This is a genomic window from Acetanaerobacterium sp. MSJ-12, from assembly GCF_018917875.1.
GTDB classification, from domain to species: domain Bacteria; phylum Bacillota; class Clostridia; order Oscillospirales; family Ruminococcaceae; genus Bittarella; species Bittarella massiliensis.
Genome location: NZ_JAHLPK010000007.1, coordinates 1 through 22,821 on the forward strand (window position 1 = coordinate 1; position 22,821 = coordinate 22,821).

A 22,821-nucleotide genomic window follows, 5' to 3' on the forward strand; every position below is an offset into this window, starting at 1 on the left:
ACGGTGACCACGTCCCCGTCCTGCAGGGCCAACTTCTCCTCGTCGCTCATGGTGTTCCCGTCTTCGTCCAAAAGCTCGGTGCTCACGAATTGCGGCGTGTAGTGGGTGTAGCGGGCGGAGACAAAGGTGCCGCCAACGCTGTAGACCCTGTCCAGGCTGCTGTGGTTGCTCTTGAGATGGCTGCACTCCGCAACAAACGAAAAGTTGGCCTTTTCATGCCCTGTCTTTGCTGTTCTGTAGCTGCATTCTGTCCCTCCAAAATTCACCGTCATGGCTTGTTTTGCAGCGCTGTACTTCACGACAAAGTTCTGCCGCCCATTGAGCAGGGTCGGGGAGAGAGAGGTCGAGGCATACGCACTCATTTCTGAACCATGGGGGTAAAAACCTACGACATTGTCGTCTCCTATCAAGTGCCCCACTCGTGAAAAGAAAATGTAGTTTTGGGTGGGGTTCCCAACGTTGACAATGAGAGACGAATACCGCATCTTGTTCATATATTCGATGGAGAACTCGCTGACAAACTCCCAGTCCGCTTTCAGAGAAATCATATTCTTGCTGTTGACCGAGCTGAGGCAACCGTAATCGTTTGGAAAAGAGGGAGACCAATGGGGCATCGTCCCACTGGTGTCCGCCAAGTACATATCGTTCCCGCTCACATATCCCGCCGCAAAATTGCCACGGTCATAGTCAAATATCTCTTCCAGGGCGTCGCTCCCCACAAACTCCGAGGAGCTGTCGTCGCCGGAAGGATCCCCCTCCCCCTCTGCCAGGACCTGCAGCGGGACCAGGTTTACACAGAGGGCAATGGCCAGCGCCAGGGCGGCCAAACGCGTCCGCTTTTTCATCTTCTCGCTCCCTTTCCCGCCGCCGGGGGACCGGCAGACGGATTTCTTTACTCATAGGAGGCGGCAAAATCGGCCCCACTGTCACCCATTTGCAAACTTTTTGAAATTATTTTTTCTGGCAAACATTTCTTCCCCGCCCCGCCGAAATCTGTGCTACAATGAATGGCGAAATTTGACGAAAGGGGGCGAGGCAGATGTCCACACTCGACCACCGGCAGCTGGGGGAGCTCCTGGTGCGCGCGCGGGAGGGGGACGAGCGTGCCTTCGACCAGCTCTACCGGGCCACCGCCGACATCCAGTGGAAACAGGCCTACGCCATGCTGCACGACGCCGGGCTGGCGGAGGACGCAGTACAGGAGACCTACCTCACCCTCTACCGCCACATGGGGCAGATCGACAGCCCCAAGGCCCTGGTGGCCTATCTCAACCGCACGGCCTACCGGGTCTGCCTGCGGCTGGCCCAGCGCCAAAAGCAGGTGCCCCTGGACGCCGCCCCGCCGGAAACCCAGCCGTTGGCCGCCCTGCCCGACGACGACGCCCGCCACCTGCCCGAGGAGGCCGCCATCGAAAGGGAGGAGGTGCGCGCCCTCCTCTCCGCCCTGGAGGAGCTGGACCCCCGCCAGCGGGAGGCGGTCTTGCTGCACTACTACCAGCGCCGCACCGTGGCGGAGATCGCCCAGGCGATGGACTGCTCCCCCTCCACCGCCCAGAGGCTCCTCAACCGGGCGCGGGGGCGGCTGCGGCAGCTGCTGGGCCTCCCCGCCCTCCTGGTGGGGCCGGCGGTGGGCCGGGCGGTGCAAAAACTCCCCTCCCCCACCCCGCAGCCCCCCAAAAGGGGGCGTGCGCTCCCCCTTCCCCTGGCGGCCCTCCTCGCCCTCGCCCTGGGGGGCGCGGCCTTTGCCCTGGGGCGCAGCGGCGGCCCGACCATCACCCGGGCGGCGGCCGCTCCCGGCTGGCGCGCCCAGCCCTGCCCCGTCACCATCTCGGTGGCCGGGGCGACCCCCGACCAGGTGGTCCTGGTGGGGCCGGACGGACGCTCCACCCCGGCGCGCCGCCAGCCCGACGGCAGCTACCTGGCCCTGGCGGAAGAAAACGGCCTCTACACCGCCCTCGCCCGCACCGGGACAAAGGAGGCCCGGCAGGAGGTCTCCGTCCGATCCGTCGACCGGGCGGGCCCCCGCCTCCTCTCCACCCGGATGGAGGGGGGCCGGGCCGTCTTTTCCCTGGCGGACGATGGGGCAGGGGTGGACTGGTCCAGCGCCGCCCTCACCGGCGAGGGGGGCGCCTCCTTCGCCCCCCTCCGGGTGGACGAGTCGGCGGGCGAGGTGGTCTTTTCCGCCCCCGGCGGCCGCTACACCCTCGCCGTCTCCGACCGGGCGGGCAACCGCTCCACCGGCCCGGTGACCCTCTCCTTTCCCGAAGGGGAATAGGCTTTTTCCCCTGTTTTTGGGCCGCCGCAGAGAATGTGCACTTTTTCGCTACCATCGGCGGCTGAAACGTGGTAAAATAGAGTTGGGAAAGCGCGCCGTTTCGGCCTGGGCGACAGTCCGGCTGCCGGGGGGCGCGCTTTGGCGCAGCCCGAAGGGGGCTCGCCTGGCCCGTTCGGAGAAAAGGAGAGACCATGTTTCAAATTGGGGAGTACGTTGTTTACGAGAACACCGGCGTCTGCCGGGTGGAGAAGGTGGGCCCGCCGGTCGGCATCCCCGTGTCCGACAAGGAGCGGCTCTACTACGAGCTCTCCCCTGTGCGGGGCACGGGCACCATCTTCATCCCGGTGGATGCCGGGGCCTTCATGCGGCCCATCATCACCCGGGAGGAGGGGCTGGCCCTGTTGGCAAAACTGCCCCAGCTGCGGGCGGAGCCCTGTGCCGACCGGGACCAGCGCACCCTGGCCGAGCACTACCACAGCTTCTTCGAGTCCCACGACTGCGAGGACTTGGCGCGGCTGATCTACTCCATCCGCTCCAAGAGCGAGGAGACCCTCGCCCAGGGCAAAAAGCCGGGCAAGGTGGACTTACAGTACCAAAAGCGGGCGGAGGAACTGCTCTGCGAAGAGCTGGCCACCGCCCTCGGCACCACCTTCGAGGAGATCGAAGCCGCCATCCAGGACGAGTTTGAGGGCGTCCCCAGCGGGGATGCCGCCCAGTAAGAAATAGACGAGAAGACAAAAGAGAAGAGAGCGGACGCCGCCCTGCATGGGTGCGCCCGCTCTCTTTTTTTGCCGTGTACCCCCCACCGCCGCCGGCGGGGGCGACCTGCCCCCTACCGGCGGCCCCGGGCTGGAGCCGCTCCGCCCCGCGCGCAGCCCCACCGGGGAGCGAACACCGGCCCACCCCCAGATGTCGGTTGGGGCCGTACGGCTGCACAAGTCGCGCGGCCGCAAGGGGGGGGGACCTCTGTCCCCGCCCTCTTGCAGGCGGCGGCAGGCCGCCCTTCCGTCCACTCGGGCCGCCGCCCCCAGTCGACTGCGCCCGGGGCGGGGTGCACTCTGCCTTCCCCCGCAACGGGCCATTTCACCCCGCCCTTTCGGCAGCCGCAGGGAGTGAAATTCGAGCGCACCCCGCACACAGAGAGCGGGGACGACCTCCTCCACTCCGCGCCCGCACAAAAAAGCGGCCGCCGCAGGCGAACCGGCAATTTTGCCGTCAAACACCCCACCCGCGCCGCCCGTTCAACCGCTGGAAAGGCCGCCGCCCCTGGCAAGGGCAGCCGGGCGGCAGTCCCCCGGCGGTCCCGGCCCTCCAACCCTCGGCAAGGCCGTCTCCCCCGCCTGCAAACGCCTTCCAGTCCACGGGGGCAGTCCGCCCCGCGCGCGGCCCCAACGGGGAGCGGGCAACGGCCCGCCGCCCTTTACAGGCAGATGGCCCCGGTCAGGTTTGCCCCCACCCCCCGCAGGGAGTTGTAGGTCAATTTGTCCATCTGCGCGCCGTCAAAACAGATGGTCTTGATGGCGGTGTAGTACTTGTTGGTCAGGGCAAAGGGTGGCTGAAAGGAGACGCTTTGCAAGACCGCCCCCTGGAAGGAGGTTCGCTTCAGATCCGCCCGGCCCAGCGAAACCCCGCGGAAGGTGACCCCCTCAAAGGAGAGCCCCCGCAGGCCGGCGCCCTGAAAGTCGCCCCCCTCGACCACGCAGCCGTCCCACTCGGCCCCGCGCAGGTCGGACATCGAGAAGCTGCAGTCCACCAGCCGGGTCTGCCCAAACCGCGTCCCGCCCAGGTCGGACTTGTCAAAGCGGGTGCGCACCAACACAGCCCCGCGGAAGCTGGCCTCCCGCAAATCGAGGACGGTGAAGTTGCAGTCGGTGAGGTCGGCCCGGTCGAAGTTGGCCCCCCGCAGGCTGCTGGCCTTAAAGGAGCCGCCGGTCAGGTCGGCCCCCGAAAAATCAGCCCCCTTGAGGTCGCTGCTGTCAAACTTTCCCCCGTGCAAAACAACGCCGGAAAAGTCGCTGTCCCGCAGCGAGCTGGCGCTGAAGTGGTTCAGCACCTGCCGCCGCAGGGCGCCGGTGAGCGCGGCCATCTCGCCCAGGGTCTCCTCGATGTCGCCGATGCTGTCGAGGGTCTCGACCAGGGCGGTGGCCTCGTCCTTGCCCTGGGCCACCAGCTCGTCAAATCGCTCGTCCAAATCGGCCAGGAGGTCGCTCTTGAGCTCCTGGGCGCTCTCCGCCCCGGTGTAGGGGGCGAAGAGACCGTCTATATAGGCGCTGATTTTTTCCTTCATATCGCCACTCTCCTTTTCTCTTTAAAGCAGGTTTTCCAAAACGCGCTTGGCGTATTCCCAATTGCCCTTGTTGCGGGCATAGGTCTCCCTGCCCTTCTCGGTGATTTGAAAGTATTTGCGGCGCCCGCCGCGGCTCTCGTCCCCCCAGTACCAGGTGATGTCGCCGTCCGCCTCCAACCGGCGGAGGCTGGAGTACAGGGTGGCCTCTTTGAGTTGGTACTGTCCGCCCGACCGCTCGCCGATCTGCTTGATCATCTCGTAGCCGTAGCGGTCGCCCTCGGTGAGGAGCCGCAAAATCACGGTGTCGGTGTGGCCCCGCAGCAGGTCGGATGTCAATTTGTTCTCGCCCACAAGCTCACCTCCTGTCCCCATCATACAACACAGTACTGTGTCTGTCAATGTACTTTGCCAGATCGCTATCCTTTTCCAGCTCCCGCCGACCAGACCGGCGAAACCGCCGTGGGAGGGGCGGCCTGCACCGGCCCCCAAAAGAGCATCGCCGGCGCATCCCCCCAAGGGGCGTCGACCCCCTTCATCGCACTTGCCCCACCGCCGCCGGCAGACCAGCCGTTTAGGGCGCCATCTCGCGCCATCTGTCGCCCAAAGGGTCCCCTCCTGTTTGTCCCCTCGGCCCCCCTTCTCTCGGGAGGCCCCGCATCCGACTCCCCCGGCAAAACCGGGGATCTTGGGCGCAAAAGCCACCAAAAAGGGGAGGCGGCAGAGGCCCGATCGCCCCTGCCGCCCCCCATCTCGGCGGTCAAAAATACTCGATGGTGACCCGCTTGCCGGTCTTGCGGAGTTCCTCCGCCAGCTCGCCGATCAGGCTGAATTTCAGCCCCAGGGAGACGGGCATCCCCGGGTTCTGGTGCGCCTCGTTGAGGGCCTGCCCCACCAGAAAGTGCACCTCGGTGGACTCCTCCATCAGCACCCTCGTCAGCTTGGTGGCGCCGTCTTTTTTCTTGTAGTTGATCAGCTCGTGCTCCCCCCCGGTCTCATTGAGTTCGCGGATGTTCTCCAGCGCCTTGCGCAGGGTGAGCACCCCCTCGGTCACCAGGTCGACCCCGGGGAGGAGGGCGGTGGGCGGCAGGGCCGGGTTGTCGTAGTCCAGCAGCACCTTCAGCTCCCGCCCGGTGACCCGGCTGACGATCTGCGAGGTGGTGCCGCCGCAGACCACCTTCAGCCCCTTGGAGTACATCAGCCGGTTGACCACCGTGGCGTCCAGCTCCTTCTTGGCGGGGGGGCCCACCATCACGGTGACCGCCCGCCCCTCCCGAAAGCGGATGGCGCAGACGGTGGAGTCGTCCCCCGGCTTGTTCATGTACAGGGTGTTGACGGTGGAGACCATCTTCTTGGCCATCACCCGGGGGGAGATGTCCTTCTCCATGGCCTCCTCGGCGTACTTGACGATGTTGTCGTACTGCCAGCCCAGATCCAGCAGGGAGCCGACCCCGGCGTGGACCACCCCGTCGGAAAACATCACCAGCATGTCGTCCACCTGGGCCTGAAAGGAGGAGGTGTAGATGATCTTCCCGTCGATCTCCACCACCTCCCGCTCCAGCTCCATCAACTTGCCGTCGCGAAAGTAGATGATGAGGGGGTTGTCAAACTCGGCGGTGTAGATCCAGCCGTCGGGCTTGACCTTGACGATGGTGAAGGTGGAGTAGGCCAGCCCCCGCTCAGAGCACTTGGGCAGGGTGGAGGCGATGGTCTCGACGCACTCGGTGAGCTTGGCCCCCTCGGCCATCATGGTGGCGATGATCTTGCTGGTGAGGGTGGAGAGGATGTTGGCCTTGACCCCGCTGCCCAATCCGTCGGCCAGCACGGCGTAGAAGCCGCCCCCCTGGTCGCGGATGAACTCCACCTTGTCGCCGCACAGCTCCTCGCCGTAGTGGTTGATGCTCTCATAGGCGGCGTCGGCAAAGAATTTCATAGGGCACCGTCCTCCCCCTGTTCCATGCTCTTTTTCAGGCTGGTGAGGGCCACCTTGGTCTCGGCGGTGGTCTCCCCCAGCAGGGAGGCGATCTCCTGGGCCACCCGCATCTGCTTGTCAATGACCTTCTGGGCGGTGTCCACGGTGTGCATCCGCAGGCCCTCCAGCTTTTTCTTGTTCTCGTTCTCGGCGGTCATGTCCTTCATGAAGACGATGAACATCCGGTTCTCGCGGATGTAGATCACCGTCTCCTCCACGCTGACGCCCTCGCCCACCACCACTTCGTTCTTCATGGCCGGGCGGCCGCTCTCCCTGGCGCGGTCAAAGGTGTCGTCGCCGAAAAACTCGGGGATGATCTGGCCGACGGCGCTCTCCCGGCGCAGCCCCATCATCTCCTCGGCGGCGGGGTTCAGGTCCAGCACCTCCAGCTCCTCGGTCAGGGCGATGGTGCCGTTGGGGGAGTGCTGAATGACGGTGGAGGAGATGTTCTCCGCCTTCTCCCGCAGGTAGGGCAGGCACATGTTGACGTCGGCCTTCCCCCGGTAGACGGCAATGGCCTTGTCCCGGCAGGTCTCGTAGCCGCAGCCGCCGCAGTTGAGCTCCTGCTCGGGGCTGGTCTTGCCGATCTGGGCGAGGATGGCGCGGATCTCCTCCTCGGTGGGGATGGGCTCGGCCTTGGGGGCCCCCCGGAAGAGCCGCAGGTGATCCAGCTCACAGGCGGCCGAGGGGGCGGGCCGGGCGTCCCGGGGCTTGGGCTGGTCGTCGATCTCCATCCGCCCGCGGAAGCTGGAGATCCCCGCCCGGCGCATCACCGGGCCGCCCAGGCAGGCCCCAGCGCACATGTTGGCCTCGATGAAGAGGCCGGTGGGGCGCTCGCTCTCCAGCCAGGAGAAGAGCTCCATGCAGTTTTCCACCCCGTCGACGCAGACCTTGCGGTAGTGGCCGTAGCTCTCCGGCTCGATGCTCTTGAGGATGCCGCTGGGCTTGGGGTAGAGGCGGCTGACCGGGTGGGCGGTGCCCACCGCCTCCCCGTCGGCCTCCCCCTGGGGGGCCCCCTCGATGAGGGCGCGCAGGGCGTTGAAGCTCAGGGCGTAGTCCACGTCCCCCCCGGCCAGGGGGTCCATGGCCTCCTCCTTCTTGGCCAGGCAGGGGCCGATGAAGACCACGTGGATGTTCTGGCCGTATTTCGCCTTCATCATCTTAGCGTGGGCCATCATGGGGGAGTAGACCGGGGCCAGCCACTGGGCGATGGCCGGGTAGTGGCGCTCGACCATCATCACCACCGAGGGGCAGGCCGTGGCGATGATGTTCTCCATCTCGCCGGCGGCCATCAGCTGGGCGTAGGCGCGGGAGGTCTCGTAGGCGCCCACGGCGGTCTCCTCCACCCCGGCAAAGCCCACGGCCTTGAGGGCGGCCGAGAGCTGCTCAAAGGTGAGGTCGGTGAAGTAGCTCTTGTAAGAGGGGGCCAGGGTCACGTAGACCGGGTCGGGCCCCTTCAGCAGCTCCAGCACCTTGGGCCGGTGGTCGGTGGTGAAGCGGGCGTTTTGCGGGCAGACGTCCACGCAGGTGCCGCAGAGGACGCACTCGTCCTCGATGATCTGCACCTTCCCGCCCGAAAAGGAGATGGCCTTGATGGGGCAGTGCCGGATGCACTTGTAGCAGTTTTGGCAGTTTCCCTCGTTGAGTTTGATGATGCTGCTCACCGTTTTATTCCTCCTCTACCTTGGGCAGTACGTACTGGTAAAAAATGTCGCTGGCGTTGGCAAACCCCACATGGGAGATGGGCTCGTCGTCCACCTGCATGGAGATGCCGTCCAAACAGCGCCCCATGCAAAACGAGGCCTTGAGGGCCACCTTGTCCTCCAGCCCCCGCTCCTTGATGATCTCCTGAAAGGTCTTGATGACCTGGTAGGAGCCCTTCATGTGGCAGGAACTGCCCACACAGACTGTCACTGTAACCATCGTCTCTCTGCGCCTCCTCGCGTCAAACTGCCGGCCCCGCCGCCCCGCCGGGCAGGGGGGAGGGCATGGCTTCTCTATTTTATCTATTATACACGATTGCGCAGGGCGGGAAAAGGCCGCGTTCCTGCCAAAATCGGGTGGAAAAACTGTCGATAAATGCTATTGAAATGGCGGTATGGCCAGTGTATAATAGGTTAGATTGTTAATTCGGTATCAAGCCGCCCAACCCGCAAACCAAATAAGAGCAGGAGTGAACAAAGGTGAAAACGATGAAATCCATCCGTGTGGTCGTCTGCGTTTGCACCCAGTGCATCATGAATGGCGCCATGGACATCATTGAGTCGGTGGAGAGCCTGAAAAAGCTCAAGTACGAGATGCGCCACGGGGTAAAAATCGAGGTGGAGACCCAGGTCTGCCACACCGAGCACGACCACAGCCAGGTCTGTCCGGTGGTCTTTGTGGACGGCCAGCAGATCGAAAAGGCCACCAATGAAGAGGTCATGACACGCATTTTATCGATTGTGAGGAAGTGATTGCAACGTGAGAGGAGTTTACACACCCGTCACCAAAATTCGCCGCCAGATCTTTACCGAGATCGCCCGGCTCGCCTTTGAGGGGTGGAGCCACGAAAAGGTAGAGGAGCTGCCCTACAAGATCATCTCGGGCGAAATTCCCCAATACCGCGACAGCGTCTTCAAAGAGCGGGCCATCGTCGGCGAGCGGCTGCGGCTGGCCATGGGCCTGCCCCTGCGCGACATCAACGACAACGCCCCCATCTCCAAGGGCCTCAGCGACGACATGCTCATCAACCAGGCCTACGAGCTGCCACTGATCAACGTCATCCCCTTTGCTTGCAACGCCTGCCCTGAGACCTCCTACATGGTCACCGACAACTGCCGCCACTGCCTGGCCCACCCCTGCGTGTCGGTCTGCCCGGTGTCGGCCATCCAGTTCACCGCCGAGGGGACGGTCATCGACCAGGACAAGTGCCTCAAGTGCGGCCGCTGCAAAGAGGTCTGCCCCTACAGCGCCATCGTCAAGTACGACCGCCCCTGCGCCGCCGCCTGCGGGGTAAAGGCCATCGGCAGCGACCACCTGGGCCGCGCCAAGATCGACTATGACAAGTGCGTGGCCTGCGGCCAGTGCATCGTCTCCTGCCCCTTTGGCGCCATCACCGACAAGTCCCAGCTCTTCCAGCTGGCCACCGCCCTCAAAGAGGGGGTGCCGGTGGTGGCCGAGGTGGCCCCCTCCTTTGTGGGCCAGTTCGGTCCGGCCGCCACCCCCGACAAGGTGAAGGCAGCCCTCAAACTCATCGGCTTTGCCGACGTGGTGGAGGTGGGCTGGGGCGCCGACCGGGGCACCGTGGAAGAGGTGCACCACTACGCCAAGCACGTGGCCACCGGGGAGGCCCGGTTCCTGGCCACCTCCTGCTGCCCGGCCTGGTCGGTCATGGCCAAAAACGAGTTCCCCGAGATCTCCCAGTACCTGTCCCAGGCCTACACCCCCATGGTGGAGACCGCCCGCCACGTCAAAAAGACCCACCCGGACCACAAGGTGGCCTTCATCGGCCCCTGCTCCGCCAAAAAGCTGGAGGCCATGCGCCGCACCATCCGCAGCGACGTGGACTACGTCATCACCTTTGAAGAGCTGATGGGGATGTTCGCCGCCAAGGACGTGGACTTCGGCGAGATCGAGGGCGAGCCCTTCGCCGACGCCGCCCCCGAGGGGCGGGGCTACGCCGTCTCCGGCGGGGTCGCCGGGGCCATCGCCAGCGGGGTGCACAAACTCTACCCCGAGGTGGAGGTCAAGATGGACCGGGCCGAGGGCCTGGCCAACTGCAAAAAGATGCTGGCCATCGCCAAGGCAGGCAAGCGCGAGGGCTACCTGATGGAGGGGATGGCCTGTGTCGGCGGCTGCGTCGCCGGCCCCGGCACCCTGCAGCCCATCAACAAGGCCACCGCCGCCGTCAACAAGTTCAAGGCCGAGTCCCCTATCGATCTCTTTGAAGGGGAAGAGGGCCAGTAGACCCCATCCGGGCAAACGCCCGCCAGCAGGATAGGACCCACCAGAGAGCCGGTTCCCGGGCAGCGCCCGGGCCGGCTCTCTTTTTTGCGCCCCTTTTCCCTTTCTCTTTTGCTTCTCCCTGTCCTTCGCCCCCTTTCCCAAGCGCCCAAAACCCGCCACCCGCCCTTCCCGGCCCCCTCCCTGCCCTGCCAAGCCGGCAACCCCCGCCTGCCGCCAGTATTTTGGCAGGGCGGCGCTCCCCTCCCCCGCCCCTTCCGCGCCCGACACACCCTCTCCTTCGCCATTCCTCTCCAGGGGTGCAGCGCCGCCCTCTCCCCTCAAATCCCCCTCTTTCTCGCTCCCCCCCGGCCGGGGCGGAGAAGTCTCCCCTCCCCGACGCCCTCCCGCCAAGGGGAGCGCCGTCCTCCCCTTCCCTCAAGCCGCCCTCCCTCACCCGGCACCTCCCCCCAAGGCGGCAAACCGCCCGCCTCTTTCGTTAAATCGCGCAAGAATAACTGCAATGTTTGTCTATTTCTTAGGGCAATTGTCCTTCCCCCGGAGGGGGAGAGCGCCTATACTTGGGGTAAACAGGAGGGGAAACCCCTCCACAACAGCGACAGGAGGAAGGTTCTATGGACAAGCGGAAAGTCATTCTCGACGTGGACACCGGCGCGGACGACGCGGTGGCCATCATGCTGGCCCTGTTGGCCCCCGAGCTGGAGGTCATCGGCATCTGCTCGGTCAACGGCAACCGGGAGGTCCGCCTCACCACCGACAACACCCTGCGGGTGCTCGACCTGCTGGGCCGGGGCGAGGTGCCGGTCTACCGGGGCTGCGAGTACCCCATGGTCTCCACCCTCAAACCGGGGCGGAAGCCCAACATCCCCTGGCGGGAGGGGATGATGACCGGCGTCGAGGCCCTGGTGCACGGCGACCACCTGGAGATCCCCGAGACCGACCTCAAGGAGCAGGAGGAGTGCGCGGTCAGCTACCTGGTGCACGCCCTGAAAAACGCCAAAGAGAAGATCACCCTCATCCCCGTCGGCCCCCTGACCAATATCGGCATGGCCCTGCGGGTGGCCCCGGAGATCGCCGAGAACATCGAGGAGATCATAATCATGGGCGGGGGCTTCCTCACCAACAACTCCTCCGCCGTGTCCGAGTACAACGTCTGGGTCGACCCCGAGGCGGCCGAGATCGTGATGCAGTCGGGCTGCAAGATCACCTGGGTGCCCCTGGACGCCACCCACGAGTGCTACCTCACCACCGAGGACGCCGCCGAGATCCGCAAGCTGGGCACCAAGACCGCCGACGCGGTGGCCGCCATCATCGAAAAGCGCACCAGAGGCTACTCCAACGACGTGGACATGAAGGAGTACTCCGGCGCGCCGGTACACGACGCCCTGGCCGTCTGCGCCCTGCTGGACCCCACCGTCCTCACCGAGGTGGAGGAGGTCAATTGCCACGTGGACATCGCCGCCGGGTACGCCGACGGCCAGACCTGCCTGGACCGGCGGATGCGCATCAACAAGGAGGCCCCCAACTGCCGCTTCGCCATGCACGCCGACCGGGAGAAGTTCCGCTCCATGGTCATCGACATCTTAAAGCTGGCCGACCGCTAGACGCCGGGCCGGACGAGATAGAGGAGGAGACAACACCATGCCCAGAAAAGTGATTTTAGATGTGGACACCGGCACCGATGACGCCGTCGCCATCATCACCGCCCTGCTGGCCCCCGAGCTGGAGGTCATCGGCATCTGCTCGGTCAACGGCAACCGGGAGGTCAAACTCACCACCGACAACACCCTGCGGGTCAAGGCCCTCATGGGCTCCGACGTGCCGGTCTACCGGGGCTGCGAGTACCCCATGGTGGCCACCCTCACCCCCGGGCGCAAACCCGGCATCCCCCACCGGGAGGGGGAGATGACCGGGGTGCGCTCTCTGGTCCACGGCGACCACCTGCCCCTGCCTGAGACCGATTTGAAAGAGGAGCCGGAGCCCGCCGTCACCTGGCTCATCGACACCCTGCTGCACGCCGAGGAGAAGATCACCCTCATCCCCGTCGGCCCCCTGACCAACATCGGCATGGCCATCCGAGCCGACCCCCGCATCGTCGAGCACATCGAGGAGATCATGATCATGGGCGGCGGCTACCTGGTCAACAACACCACCCCCATGGCCGAGTACAACGTCTGGGTCGACCCCGAATCGCTGGAGGTGGTGCTCCAGTCCGGCTGCAAGGTGACCCTGGTCCCCCTGGACGCCACCCACGAGTGCTACCTCACGGTGGAGGACGCCGCCGACCTGCGCGCCCTGGGCAACAAAGCAGGCGACGCGGTGGCCACCCTCATCGAACAGCGGACCAAGGGCTACTCGATGGACGCCGACATGAAGGCCTACCAGGGCGCCCCCATCCACGATGCCCTGGCCGTCTGCGCCCTGCTGGACCCCACCGTTCTCACCGACGTCCGCCCGGTCTGCTGCCACGTGGACATCTCCGGCGGGTACGCCGACGGGCAGACCTGCCTGGACCTGCGGGCCCGCGTCGACAAGGAGGAGCCCAACTGCTTCTTCGCCTTCCACGCCGACCGGGACAAATTCGCCGCCATGCTCAAAAACATCCTGGCAAGGGGCTGATCCCCTTCCCCTTTTAAAATGCGAGAGATCCGGGAACGCCTTTGGCGTTCCCGGATCTCTTTTCTCTTCCCTCCAAGCCGAGCGGCCGCCGCCAGCCACCCCCTGTACCCATGGGGTAGACAGACCGCCACCCGGCGATGCCTCCAACGGCCAGCACGCCACCAGCGGCGTGCCGACTCCAAAGCTCCACCCCGCCCCCATGGGCACCCCCGGCTCCAGACCCAATCATCCCCTGCACCCGCAAGGCAGGCGGTCATCGCTCGGCAACACCCCCGCCGGCCAGCCCGCCACCAGCGGGAAGCTGACCCCGAAGCCCCACTCCGTCCCCCCAGGCACCCCCGGCTCCAGACCCAACCATCCCCTGCACCCGCGAGGCAGGCAGGCCGCCGCCCAGCTACACTCCCGCCAGCCCGCCACCAGCGGGAAGCTGACCCCGAAGCCCCACTCCGTCGCCCCAGGCACCCCCAGTGCCGGGCCCAGCCATCCCCTGCACCCGCGAGGCGGGCAGGCCGCTGCCCAGCTACACTCCCGCCAGCCCGCCACCAACAGGAAGCTGACCCCGGGACCCCACTCCGTCGCCCTGAGCTCTCAGCGCCAGGCCAACCGCCATCTGGCGAGGGCAAAAAAGGCGCAGTCCCCCTCCTCGCCGCCCTAAAGGGATCCCCGAAAAGCCTGCGTTTCCACCGCCGGAGGCCCCCCTCCCGAACCCCCGCCCCCGAAGACTTGTCACCGGTGACGGGAATCCCCGCCGAAGCGGGCCTCTGGGCGCCGGTCGCCCTGCTGGCCGTGGAGGCGGACATCTCTGCCAAAACCCGCCGCAAAACCCGCTGGCCCGTCAAAAGGGGCGCGCCGTCAGCTGTTTTCAGCCTGACAGCGCGCCCCTTTTTGCGCCTGCTTTTCACTTTGTTTTGGCCCTGCATCCAGCCCCCTCTAAAAGGACAGCTCGCTCTCCCGCCGTTCGATCTCCCCCGTCGAGGAGACCGACCAGTAGACAAACAGCTCCAGCGCCCCGCCGGTGGCGGCCAGCTTGTAGGGCTGCCCGGCAAAGAGGTAGTAGGCGGTGTTCTTGCGCAGGGGAAGGATGCGGTCGGGGAGGAGCAGCAGCCCCTCGCCCCCAACCACCAGGGTCATCTCGTCGGCCCCGTCGTTTTGGCAAAAGCCCCCCGCAAAGGCCGCCTCCGGCCCCACCAGCGCCCGGGCCGAGGTGAGGCCGGGGCTCTCGCAGGTCAGAGTGAGCTGGCAGCCCGGGCCCCAGCCGTCCCAGTCCGGCCCCTGGCCCGCCGGCAACACCCGGTAGCCCCCCTCCTCGCGGTAGGGGACATCCGGCTTCCACTCCCCCCGGCTCTGGCCCAGCTGGCCGGGGTATCGCTCGCTGTCGGTGCCGCCTATCCCCACGCAGAGCTCCAGCCCCTCTCCGCCGGTGCAGAGCAGCCGGTGAGGCTGCCCCTCCCGGTGGAAGAGACAGTCCCCCGCCGCCACCGGGTGGCTGCTCCCGTCCGGGTAGGGGGCGACCCCCTCCCCCGCGCTCAGGTACTCGATCTCGGCCCGGCGCTCGTGAAAGACATAGCCGGGCAGCTCGGGGGAGCAGACCCCCGGCTCCTGCAGGGCCCGCACCAGGGACATCCGCTCCTCGTCAAAGATCACCTTGCCCAGGTTGCCCGGGTCCACCGGGCAGCCCGAAAAGCTGGGGGCCGCCGCCCACCGGCAGCCGGGCAGGTACTCCCCGCTCACCAGATCCAATCCCCGCTCGCTGTCTACCACCTTGTACAACTGCAACCCTTCCCTTCCTCTGCGCACCTCTGTGGCCGCGCCTCTGCGCCCATTGTACCACCTCCGGCGGCGGGGTTCAACGCCCCCCGCACAGACGGGCAAAAGGGGGGAAGCGCAGGGCGGTTTCCCGCTGCGCTTCCCCCCCTGGGGAGCCAATTCATCAGCCGTTTTTTAGGATTTTTTTGAGGGTGGCGGCAAACTTCTCCCGGTCGGCGTGAAAGGCGAAGAGGCAGTTGGGCCCCTCCTTTTCCAGCCGGGCCCGCAGGTCCAAACAGGTCTGCCCGTCGGCGTACCCGCCGGCGATGTCCACGTGGCAGCAGACCGGCCGCAAATCGGTGAGGATGCTGGGGTCGATGGCGGCGCAGACGGCCAGCGCGTCGTGGACGGGGACCCCGGGGTAGCCCTTCATGGCCGGGTCGTCCCGGTAGTCCCGCAGCCACTCGTCCACCAGAAAGGCCACCGCCTCGGCCCCCGGGCCGCCAAAGCTGCGGATCTCGTCGGCGTCCGCCTGGGTGAGGTAGCACTCCATAGTGGCGTCCAGGGGCACCACCGTCACCTTGCAGCCCGACTGCAGCACCACCTCCAGCGCCTCGGGGTCGACCCAGACGTTGTACTCGGTCATGGGGGTGGTGTTTTGAACGCGGTGTCCGCCCCCCATGAGGACGACCTCCTCGATGTGCTCGGCAATGCGGGGGGCCGCCCGCAAGGCCACCGCCAGGTTGGTCAGGGGGCCGACGGGGATGAGGGTGATTTTCTCCTCAGCGCGCAGCAGGGTGTCCACCAGCCAGGTGACCGCCGGATCCGGCTCCTCTGCCAGGTCGGTGGCGGGGAAGGGGAGGTGATCCCCCTGGATGCGGGAGCCGGTGGGGCGGATCTGCCCCTCCCGGCGGGGGATGCCCGGCCGCCGCCCGGGGGTGAGGGTGGCCACCAGGGGGTACTCACAGCCCCGGTAGACCGGCACGTCGGAGCCCATCAAAGCCTTGACGCGCAGGGTGTTGTCGGTGGTGAGGGCCACCTCCCGGTTGCCGTTGACCGAGCAGATGCCCACGACCTCCAGCTCGGGGGCCAGCAGGGCGGCGATGATGGCGACGGCGTCATCCGGGCCGGTGTCCACATCCAATATCACTTTCTTTGGCAAACGATCGCCTCATTTCACGAAACTTGCCGTTAGGCCTTGACCTTGTTTCTCATCGCGTTGAGGGTGTCCTGGTCCATGCCGTAGGCAGTCGACACCTTGATCTCGCCGCTGGTGACCTTGCTCTCGCACTCCTTGACGTAGTCCTGCACATCCTGCGGGGTGTTTTGTTTGTAGTAGTCGTTCTCCACCAGGACCACCACCCCTTCGGGGATGCCCCAGGTCTCGTTGGTGCCGTAGAAGTCGGCGCTGCCGTCGCAGGTCTTTTCAATGATGTCGTAGAGGGTGATGTCGTTGCGCTTCATCATCGAGGTGAGGATGACGTCGGCCACCTCGGGCTTGGAGTCGATGAAGAAGTTTCGCTGGTCGGCGTCCACGCCGATGGTCCAGGTGCCCGGGTTGTCGGCCGCGGCCTCAAAGACACCCAGCCCGGCGCCGGCGGCCACCTGGTGGATGACGTCGGCCTTGTTCTGCTGGATCTGCAACAGGGCCAGCTCCTTGGCCTTGGCGGTGTTCACAAAGTCGCCGATGTAGGAGAAGGCCACCTTGCCGCTGGGGTCAGCGTGCTGGGCGCCCTCGATGTAGCCCACCAGGAAGTCGTTGATGACCGGGGACTCCCGCCCCGCCACATAGCCGATGGTGCCGGTCTTGGAGATTTTGGCCGCCAGGGCCCCGGCCAGGAAATCGCCCTCGTTCTGGGCGTAGGTCAGGCAGAAGACGTTGGGGTGGCCCGCCTCCTTGGTGGGGTCGATGTCAAAGCCCACAAACTTCACGTCCGGGTAGTCCTCGGCGTAGCGCTGCACCACCTCCAGCAGCTCGCCGCTGTAAAAGAACACCAAATCGAAGTTCTCGGCCGCGTCCAGCATGGAGGGCTCCATCTTCGACTTGTCGGTGCCGTACTCGATGGTCTTGACCTCCAGTCCAAAGTCCTTGCCGGCCTTGACCAGCCCCTCGTTGGCGATGTCGGAGAAGGACTTGTCCCCCAACATGTCGGTGACGTAGCAGACGCTGGCGATCTTCTTCTCCCCGCCGCTGCTGCTCTCGCCGCCCTTGTTCCCCTCGCCCTTTCCACAGCCGGTCAGAACGGCGGACAGCGCCAGCAGGGCAGCCAGTCCAGATGCGATATACTTTCTCACAGGAAAGCCTCCTTTTTTCCCGCGCCGCCCCGGTGGGACGGCTGCGGCTCTTGCTGTTTTCTAAGATATCTGCCGCCCCCCTCCCTGTCAATAACCCTTCATTTATTTCTACCAAATGGCCACAGGTAGATTTGTTTATTTGTACAAAACTCCTCCTCGCCTCTTCCCACCCTCCCAACCGGTTGTGCGCTCCCCACAAAGAGGGCGGGGCATTTTTTCCTCTCTTCAGGCGGCTTTCCCCTCGCCTCAAATAGTGCACAAAAAGTCTGTTTCTCCCTTGTGCACCATTTCACAACGCTGTCTTTTAGGCCCTCTTTCATGCGCAGTTTTGACAGTCTACCCCCCTTTTCCCTGTGCAACCCTGCCAACAGGCAGGGCACCTCCCCGCCTCTCCACTCCCCCCGCCACAGCAAAAAAGGCGGCTCGTCGCCGCCTTTTTTGTACAGGGAGAGGGATCTTGCCCCGCTAGGGCCGGACCCAGTTGCGAATTTCGTCCACAGTGGACTGCTCCATCCCGTAGCCGGTGGAGACAGTGATCTCGCCGCCGGTGACCTTTTCCTGGCAGTCGGCGATGTAGTCGCGCACCTCCTGCGGGGTGTTTTGCCGGTAGTACTCGTTGTCCGCCAGCCCCACGGCCCCGGCGGAGATGCCCCACTTGGCGCGGGTGCCGTAAAAGTCGGCAGTGCCGGCGTAGGTCTGTTTGACCAGGTCGCAGAGGACGATGTCGTTGCGCTTCATCATCGAGGTGAGGATGACGTCGGCCACCGCCGGCTTGGTGTCCACAAAGAAGTTTCGCTGGTCGGCGTCCACGCCGATGGCCCAGACCCCCGGGTACTGCGCCACCGCCTCGAACACCCCCAGCCCGGCGCCGGCGGCCACCTGGTGGATCACGTCCGCCCCGTTTTGCTGGATCTGCAGCAGGGCCACCTCTTTGGTCTTGGTGGTGTTGGTGAAGTCGCCGCTGTAGGAGATGGCCACCTTGATGTCGCTCTTGACGTGCTGGGCCCCTTCGATATAGCCCACCATAAAGTCGTTGATGACCGGCGACTCGGTGCCGGTGACAAAGCCCACCGTCCCCGACTTGGACATCTTGGCCGCCAAAGCCCCGGCGAGAAACTCCCCTTCGTTCTGGGCGTAGGTCATGCAGAAGATGTTGGGGAACTCGGGCTCGATGTCCGGGTCAATGTCAAAGCCCACGAACTTCACGTCGGCGTAGTCGGCGGCATAGCGCTTGATGATCTCCAACTGCTCGCCGGTGTAAAAGAGGACCATGTCGTAGTTGTCCATCGCGTCGAGGATGGCCGGCTCCATCTTGGACTTGTCGGTGCCGTACTCGATGGTCTTGGTCTGGATGCCCAGTTCCTTCCCCGCCTTGGTGAGCCCCTCGTTGGCCAGGTCGTGGAAGGACTTGTCCCCCAGGGCGTAGGTCAGGTAGCAGGCGCTCTGGATCTGCCCCTCTTTCTCCTCTCCGCCCACGCTCTCCTTCTGGCCGCAGCCGGTGGCAAACAGGCCCAGCGCCAACAGCGCCGCCAGACAGATGGATGCATATTTTTTCATTTTACTTCCTCCCTCTTGGGGCCGCGCCGCCTCTCTGGCCGCCGCTCTCCCCGTCTGCCACCAGGGTATCCGCCCGCCCCGCGCCCTGTCAAGAGAGGTGGGGGCTTTTCTCCCTATTGGCCACCAAAGGGGGGCGCTTGGTGGGCAATTCGCCCCCGCCGACGACAGGGGGGCGGAGGGCTGCCCAAATCGGGCCCCGCCCTTTTTGTCAGCTTGCCATCCGGTCGCCCTCCCGCCAAAAAAGAGGGCCGATACAGCGCCATCATTTTTGTATAAACAATCAATACCGCAGAGAGCTCCCCCGCCTTTTTTACAACCCGCAGGCAACATTTTGGAGGGGGTGCACGATCTTTTTAAGGGGTCTAAAAAGTTGCCCATTCCGCACCGCCACCTTTTGCCCATTTTGTTGCCCCCGCCCCCCTCTTTGCCCTATCCCCCGCCAAACTGTCCAAGGCCAGGCCGCCCTTTTTGCCCCTTTTTTCGGCGTCAGTGCCCCCGCCGCAGAGAGACGTCCACTCCTTCCCCACCCATTTGGGCACTTTTGCCGGTGAAAGCGCCCCCAACTCTCCATCTCCCCCCTCTCCCCACAAAATCCTCCCCGCCGTTTTGGCCCTTTTGCCAGTGGATTTTCCGGTCAAAGGGCCGCACAATGGGCTCAAAGAGAACCCAACGAGGCGAAAAGAGGAGGGAACCCCCTTGAAAAGAGCTTGGGAAATCACCACCGCGGCCAAAGAGGCCGCCGTCCCCCACCTGAAACCGAAAGCCGTGCGGGGCCCCGCATTCGCGGAGCAGCCGACGCCGGAACAGGCCATCCGCAAACAGATCTCCGACCCGGTCGCCGACTCGGGCGGGCCGCAGTTGCAGCTCTTCGGCGCCATTCAGGCCGTGGGCAACCGGGGGCGGGACGTCCGCGCCGCCGAGGCCCTGATCCCCGCCGTCTGGCAGGCCTACGAGGCGGGGGACGACGTGGAGCTGGCCAAGCTGGTGGCCCAGACCTACGCCCTGTTGGAACAGGCCCCCAAGGACCCCCAGAGCCCCTACTGGTCCTACCCCGAATACCGCAATTTTGAGGACCTGCTGGCCGAGGTCACCTTCCCCGAAAAAACGCCCCTCTCCCTCTCGGACGACGAGCTGTTCGAGCGGCTGCACGCCGGCTGGCAGGGGCAGATCGCCGGGGCCGCCGTGGGCACCATGGTGGAGGGGTACTGCACCCCCCAGCTGAAAAAGGCCTTTGGGACCATCGACGGCTTCCTGCGCCAACCCACCACCTTCAACGACGACGTCCTCTACGAGCTGGCCTTTTTGGAGGCCGTCTTGAAGCGGGGGCGGGCGGTGACCAGCGCCGACATCGCCCTGGAGTGGGTGGGCCGCATCCTCTACACCTGGGGGGCCGAGCGCGCCGCCTACCAAAACCTGCAGCGGGGTCTCTTCCCACCGGAGAGCGGCCGGCAGCAAAACCCCTGGGCCGAGTGGATCGGCGCCCAGATGCGGGGGACCATCTGCGGGATGGTGGCCCCGGGCGACCCGGCCGAGGCGGCCCGGCTGGCCTTTCTGGACGGCCAGATCTCGGCGGTCAACAACGCCATCCTGGGCGAGGTCTTCAACGCCCTGCTGGCCTCCCTCGCCTTTGTGGAGAGGGGCATCCGCCCCCTGCTCCAGCGGGCGGCCTCCCTCATCCCGCCCCGCAGCGAGTACGCCTCGGTGCTGGCCTTCGCCCTGGAGCAGTGCGAGGCCGCCGACAGCTGGGAGACAGCGTGGGAGGCCTGCCGGGCCAAATACCGCCGCTACAACTGGATCCACACCTACCCCAACGCCGCGGCCGAGGTGGTGGCCCTCTACTTCTGCGGCGACAGCTTCGACACCTGCATGTCCATCATCGCCCTCTGCGGGGAGGACGTGGACTGCAACGCCGGCCAGATCGGCACCCTCTTTGGGCTGATGTACGGCTACCCCGCCCTCGCCCCCCGCTGGACCGAGCCCTTCCACGACGGCTTCGACAGCTTTTTCCGCGGGTGGGAGCACACCACCGTCACCCACCTGGCGCAGGAGACCCTGCGCGCCGCCAAACAATTTTGACATCCTCCTCCATCCAAAACGAGAGAGGGCCGGGCGAAATCCGCCCGGCCCTCTCTCGTTGATGGCATGCCCGCTCCCATTCCAATCCCCCCCGCCGGGGGCGTCCCATTGCCCTCGACACCCCCCTGAACGGAAAGGGCACAAAGTCACAAAAAAACCGCTCCCCGCGTAGCCACCACGGGGAACGGCCTCCCGGATCGCCGGTTTGCCAGGGGCGGCGAGTACCATGTGCCCGCCAAACGCAGCCCCTTGCGGGGCGACGCCTGCATGACGCCCTTTCAAAGCCGGCGCAGGCCGCCCGCTTCCCCGGCGGTTTTGCCCCCTTTCCCGCCCATCACCCCAGGGCGGGGTCGTAGTGGGCGCGCTCGCCGCCGATGTACCGGGGCCGGGTGCGGGCGCAGACCAAATTGGCCTGGCCGATGGCCCGCAGGCTCAGGCGCACCGGCACCGCCACCGGCCGCAGGTGCATCCCGATGAGGGTGTCGCCGATGTCCATCCCCGCCTGGGCCTGCACCCGCTCCACTGCCACCGGGTGGGAAAACTCCCGGTAGGCCGCGGTGGCAAAGGCGCCCCCCGCCTTGGGCTGGGGGACGGCGTTGACCACCTCCAGCCGGTGGGCGCGGGCGGCCTCCTCCTCCACGATGAGGGCGCGGTTGAGGTGCTCGCAGCACTGGGCCGCCAGGTAGACCCCCCGCTTGGAGAGCACCGGGAAAACGCCCTCAAAGAGGGCGTCGGCCACCTGGGTGCTGGAAAAAGAGCCGATGGCGTGCCCGGTCACCTCGCTGGAGGAGCAGCCCACCACCAGCAGGTCGCCGGGGCGCAGGGCCGCCGCCTCGCAGAGTTCCCGCGCCGCCCGGCGCGCCTGTTCGGTCAGCTCTGTCAAATCCCATTCCAAAGCCGTCGCCCCCTATCCCTCGTAGTCCATCCGCTCGGGGGTCCAGCCCTCGAGCACCTGGCAGATGGTGCGGGCGTAGGCCTTGGCCTGGTTCAGGTCGTGGTCCAGGTAGTTGCCGCACTCGGGCTTGCTGGCGCCAGGGATCTGGCCCACGAATTCCGAGATGAAGAGGAAGGCCTCCCGTAGCAGATCCAGCACCTGCTGGCGGCTCATGCTGTCGCGGGCAATGAAGTAAAAGCCGGTGCGGCAGCCCATGGGCCCCACGTAGACGACCTCGTCGGAGTGGGCGCTGTTGCGCACATAGGTGGCGAAGAGGTGCTCAAAGGTGTGCAGCCCCGCATTTTGCAGGTAGATGCCGCCGTTGGGGGTGCACATGCGAATGTCGTAGGTGACGCAGTCCCCGTCTACGCGGGACAGGTAAAGTCCCTTTTGCAGCTTGGTGTGGTCGACCTGAAAGCTCTTGATGGTCTTCATCGGTTCTCTCATGTGAACTCCCCCTTTTGTTCTCTTCTGATTTAAAACTTACAAATCAAAGTGATTATACCACAAATCGCCCTCTTTCGCAATTTGCCCCTCCCCGTTCGCCGCCCGCCGCAGCGGACGGGGAGGGGAGCGCCGCGCTCCCATCAGGGGTTTGCCCCCAACAGGGCGGACCGCGGGAGGGAGAGATTTCCCCTGCCGAACCCGGCGGGCCAAGGGGCGTCCCTGCCCGCGCCGGCAGTGTGCCGCCACCGGGCAGGGACGCCCCTTCAGGAAAAAGAGGTCTCCCACGCCACACGGCCCAGCCGGGGCAGGCGAGCGCCCGCGCAGAGCGACTCGGCCAGCCCCAGGCAAACAAAATCCCAGCCCTTCCCGCCCGGCAAAAACGACGCCGTGTCGCCACCGGGCGAAGACCGTCTGTTCAGGCGCCAAGGAGCCGCCGCCCCCCACACGGCCCAGGCGGGGCAGACAGCTGCCCGCACAAAGCGGCCCGCCAAGCCCCAGACGAGCAAACCCTCCTCCCCGCGCGGAGGGGCAATGCCCGAGCGCCCACCCGGGCAAACGTGCAGGCCCCCTCCAGCGCCCCCTTCCCTTTGCGCCCCTCGACAAGGCCCCCCGCAGAGAGAGGCCCTCGCAGCGCAAACCGGCAAGGCCCTCCGCTGTGACGCGCAGGGGAA

At 65.7% G+C, this 22,821-nt stretch carries 19 protein-coding genes; 7 read left to right on the forward strand and 12 right to left on the reverse strand.

Annotation, left to right across the window (positions count from 1 at the left end; all coding sequences use genetic code 11):
* Positions 1-845 (reverse strand): hypothetical protein (locus KQI11_RS08785; protein ID WP_216401857.1); only part of this gene is annotated, 845 nt, incomplete at its 3' end.
* A gap of 194 nt (positions 846-1,039) precedes the next feature.
* On the opposite strand from KQI11_RS08785, the gene KQI11_RS08790 reads away from it, so the two are divergent.
* Together KQI11_RS08790 and KQI11_RS08795 are read left to right on the forward strand one after the other, a co-directional pair.
* Positions 1,040-2,275 (forward strand): RNA polymerase sigma factor, encoded by a 1,236-nt coding sequence (locus KQI11_RS08790; RefSeq protein WP_216401858.1) that lies wholly within the window; start codon positions 1,040-1,042, stop codon positions 2,273-2,275.
* 191 nt (positions 2,276-2,466) lie between these two features.
* The gene (locus KQI11_RS08795; protein WP_216401859.1) at positions 2,467-2,994 is read left to right on the forward strand and encodes a CarD family transcriptional regulator; all 528 of its coding nucleotides are present in this window, start codon (positions 2,467-2,469) and stop codon (positions 2,992-2,994) included.
* A gap of 701 nt (positions 2,995-3,695) precedes the next feature.
* Here KQI11_RS08795 and KQI11_RS08800 read toward each other — a convergent pair.
* From KQI11_RS08800 to KQI11_RS08820, 5 genes are all read right to left on the reverse strand, one after another.
* Positions 3,696-4,562 (reverse strand): pentapeptide repeat-containing protein, encoded by an 867-nt coding sequence (locus KQI11_RS08800; RefSeq protein ID WP_216401860.1) that lies wholly within the window; start codon positions 4,560-4,562, stop codon positions 3,696-3,698.
* 21 nt (positions 4,563-4,583) lie between these two features.
* On the reverse strand, positions 4,584-4,913 hold the full coding sequence (locus KQI11_RS08805; RefSeq protein WP_185916233.1) for a PadR family transcriptional regulator: 330 nt from the start codon (positions 4,911-4,913) through the stop codon (positions 4,584-4,586).
* Between the two features lie 406 nt (positions 4,914-5,319).
* Positions 5,320-6,492: a SpoIIE family protein phosphatase gene (locus KQI11_RS08810; protein WP_021658153.1), complete on the reverse strand. Its 1,173-nt coding sequence runs from the start codon at positions 6,490-6,492 to the stop codon at positions 5,320-5,322.
* Positions 6,489-8,195, reverse strand: coding sequence for a [Fe-Fe] hydrogenase large subunit C-terminal domain-containing protein (locus KQI11_RS13525; protein ID WP_185916235.1), 1,707 nt, complete (start codon positions 8,193-8,195; stop codon positions 6,489-6,491). The genes KQI11_RS08810 and KQI11_RS13525 overlap by 4 nt, the downstream gene beginning before the upstream one ends.
* A gap of 4 nt (positions 8,196-8,199) precedes the next feature.
* On the reverse strand, positions 8,200-8,454 hold the full coding sequence (locus KQI11_RS08820; protein ID WP_044991830.1) for a (2Fe-2S) ferredoxin domain-containing protein: 255 nt from the start codon (positions 8,452-8,454) through the stop codon (positions 8,200-8,202).
* A 260-nt stretch (positions 8,455-8,714) separates the two neighbouring features.
* Between KQI11_RS08820 and KQI11_RS08825 the strand changes: the two genes are divergently transcribed.
* The 4 genes from KQI11_RS08825 to KQI11_RS08840 all read left to right on the forward strand — a co-directional run bounded on the left by KQI11_RS08825 (position 8,715) and on the right by KQI11_RS08840 (position 13,095).
* Positions 8,715-8,987 (forward strand): hypothetical protein, encoded by a 273-nt coding sequence (locus KQI11_RS08825; RefSeq protein ID WP_143161616.1) that lies wholly within the window; start codon positions 8,715-8,717, stop codon positions 8,985-8,987.
* 7 nt (positions 8,988-8,994) lie between these two features.
* Complete coding sequence (locus KQI11_RS08830; protein ID WP_185916236.1) at positions 8,995-10,479, forward strand: 4Fe-4S dicluster domain-containing protein; 1,485 nt, start codon at positions 8,995-8,997, stop codon at positions 10,477-10,479.
* Positions 10,480-11,090: 611 nt separating this feature from the next.
* On the forward strand, positions 11,091-12,080 hold the full coding sequence (locus KQI11_RS08835; protein WP_216401861.1) for a nucleoside hydrolase: 990 nt from the start codon (positions 11,091-11,093) through the stop codon (positions 12,078-12,080).
* Positions 12,081-12,117: 37 nt separating this feature from the next.
* Positions 12,118-13,095, forward strand: a complete 978-nt coding sequence (locus tag KQI11_RS08840; protein ID WP_216401862.1) for a nucleoside hydrolase — start codon at positions 12,118-12,120, stop codon at positions 13,093-13,095.
* A gap of 930 nt (positions 13,096-14,025) precedes the next feature.
* On the opposite strand, the gene KQI11_RS08845 is transcribed toward KQI11_RS08840, so the two are convergent.
* From KQI11_RS08845 to KQI11_RS08860, 4 genes are all read right to left on the reverse strand, one after another.
* The gene (locus tag KQI11_RS08845) at positions 14,026-14,871 is read right to left on the reverse strand and encodes a cupin domain-containing protein (RefSeq protein WP_216401863.1); all 846 of its coding nucleotides are present in this window, start codon (positions 14,869-14,871) and stop codon (positions 14,026-14,028) included.
* Positions 14,872-15,025: 154 nt separating this feature from the next.
* Positions 15,026-16,003, reverse strand: a complete 978-nt coding sequence (locus KQI11_RS08850; RefSeq protein ID WP_216401864.1) for a nucleoside hydrolase — start codon at positions 16,001-16,003, stop codon at positions 15,026-15,028.
* Between the two features lie 29 nt (positions 16,004-16,032).
* Positions 16,033-17,136, reverse strand: coding sequence for a BMP family ABC transporter substrate-binding protein (locus KQI11_RS08855; RefSeq protein ID WP_185916241.1), 1,104 nt, complete (start codon positions 17,134-17,136; stop codon positions 16,033-16,035).
* Positions 17,137-17,601: 465 nt separating this feature from the next.
* Positions 17,602-18,693: a BMP family ABC transporter substrate-binding protein gene (locus tag KQI11_RS08860; protein WP_216401865.1), complete on the reverse strand. Its 1,092-nt coding sequence runs from the start codon at positions 18,691-18,693 to the stop codon at positions 17,602-17,604.
* Positions 18,694-19,389: 696 nt separating this feature from the next.
* On the opposite strand from KQI11_RS08860, the gene KQI11_RS08865 reads away from it, so the two are divergent.
* Positions 19,390-20,769: an ADP-ribosylglycohydrolase family protein gene (locus KQI11_RS08865; RefSeq protein ID WP_216401866.1), complete on the forward strand. Its 1,380-nt coding sequence runs from the start codon at positions 19,390-19,392 to the stop codon at positions 20,767-20,769.
* A gap of 334 nt (positions 20,770-21,103) precedes the next feature.
* Here the strand turns inward: KQI11_RS08865 and KQI11_RS08870 are convergent, their stop codons facing one another.
* Both KQI11_RS08870 and KQI11_RS08875 read right to left on the reverse strand, forming a co-directional pair.
* Positions 21,104-21,664: a TIGR01440 family protein gene (locus tag KQI11_RS08870; RefSeq protein WP_216401867.1), complete on the reverse strand. Its 561-nt coding sequence runs from the start codon at positions 21,662-21,664 to the stop codon at positions 21,104-21,106.
* A gap of 12 nt (positions 21,665-21,676) precedes the next feature.
* Positions 21,677-22,138 (reverse strand): S-ribosylhomocysteine lyase, encoded by a 462-nt coding sequence (locus KQI11_RS08875; protein WP_216401955.1) that lies wholly within the window; start codon positions 22,136-22,138, stop codon positions 21,677-21,679.
* Between the last annotated feature and the right edge of the window lie 683 nt (positions 22,139-22,821).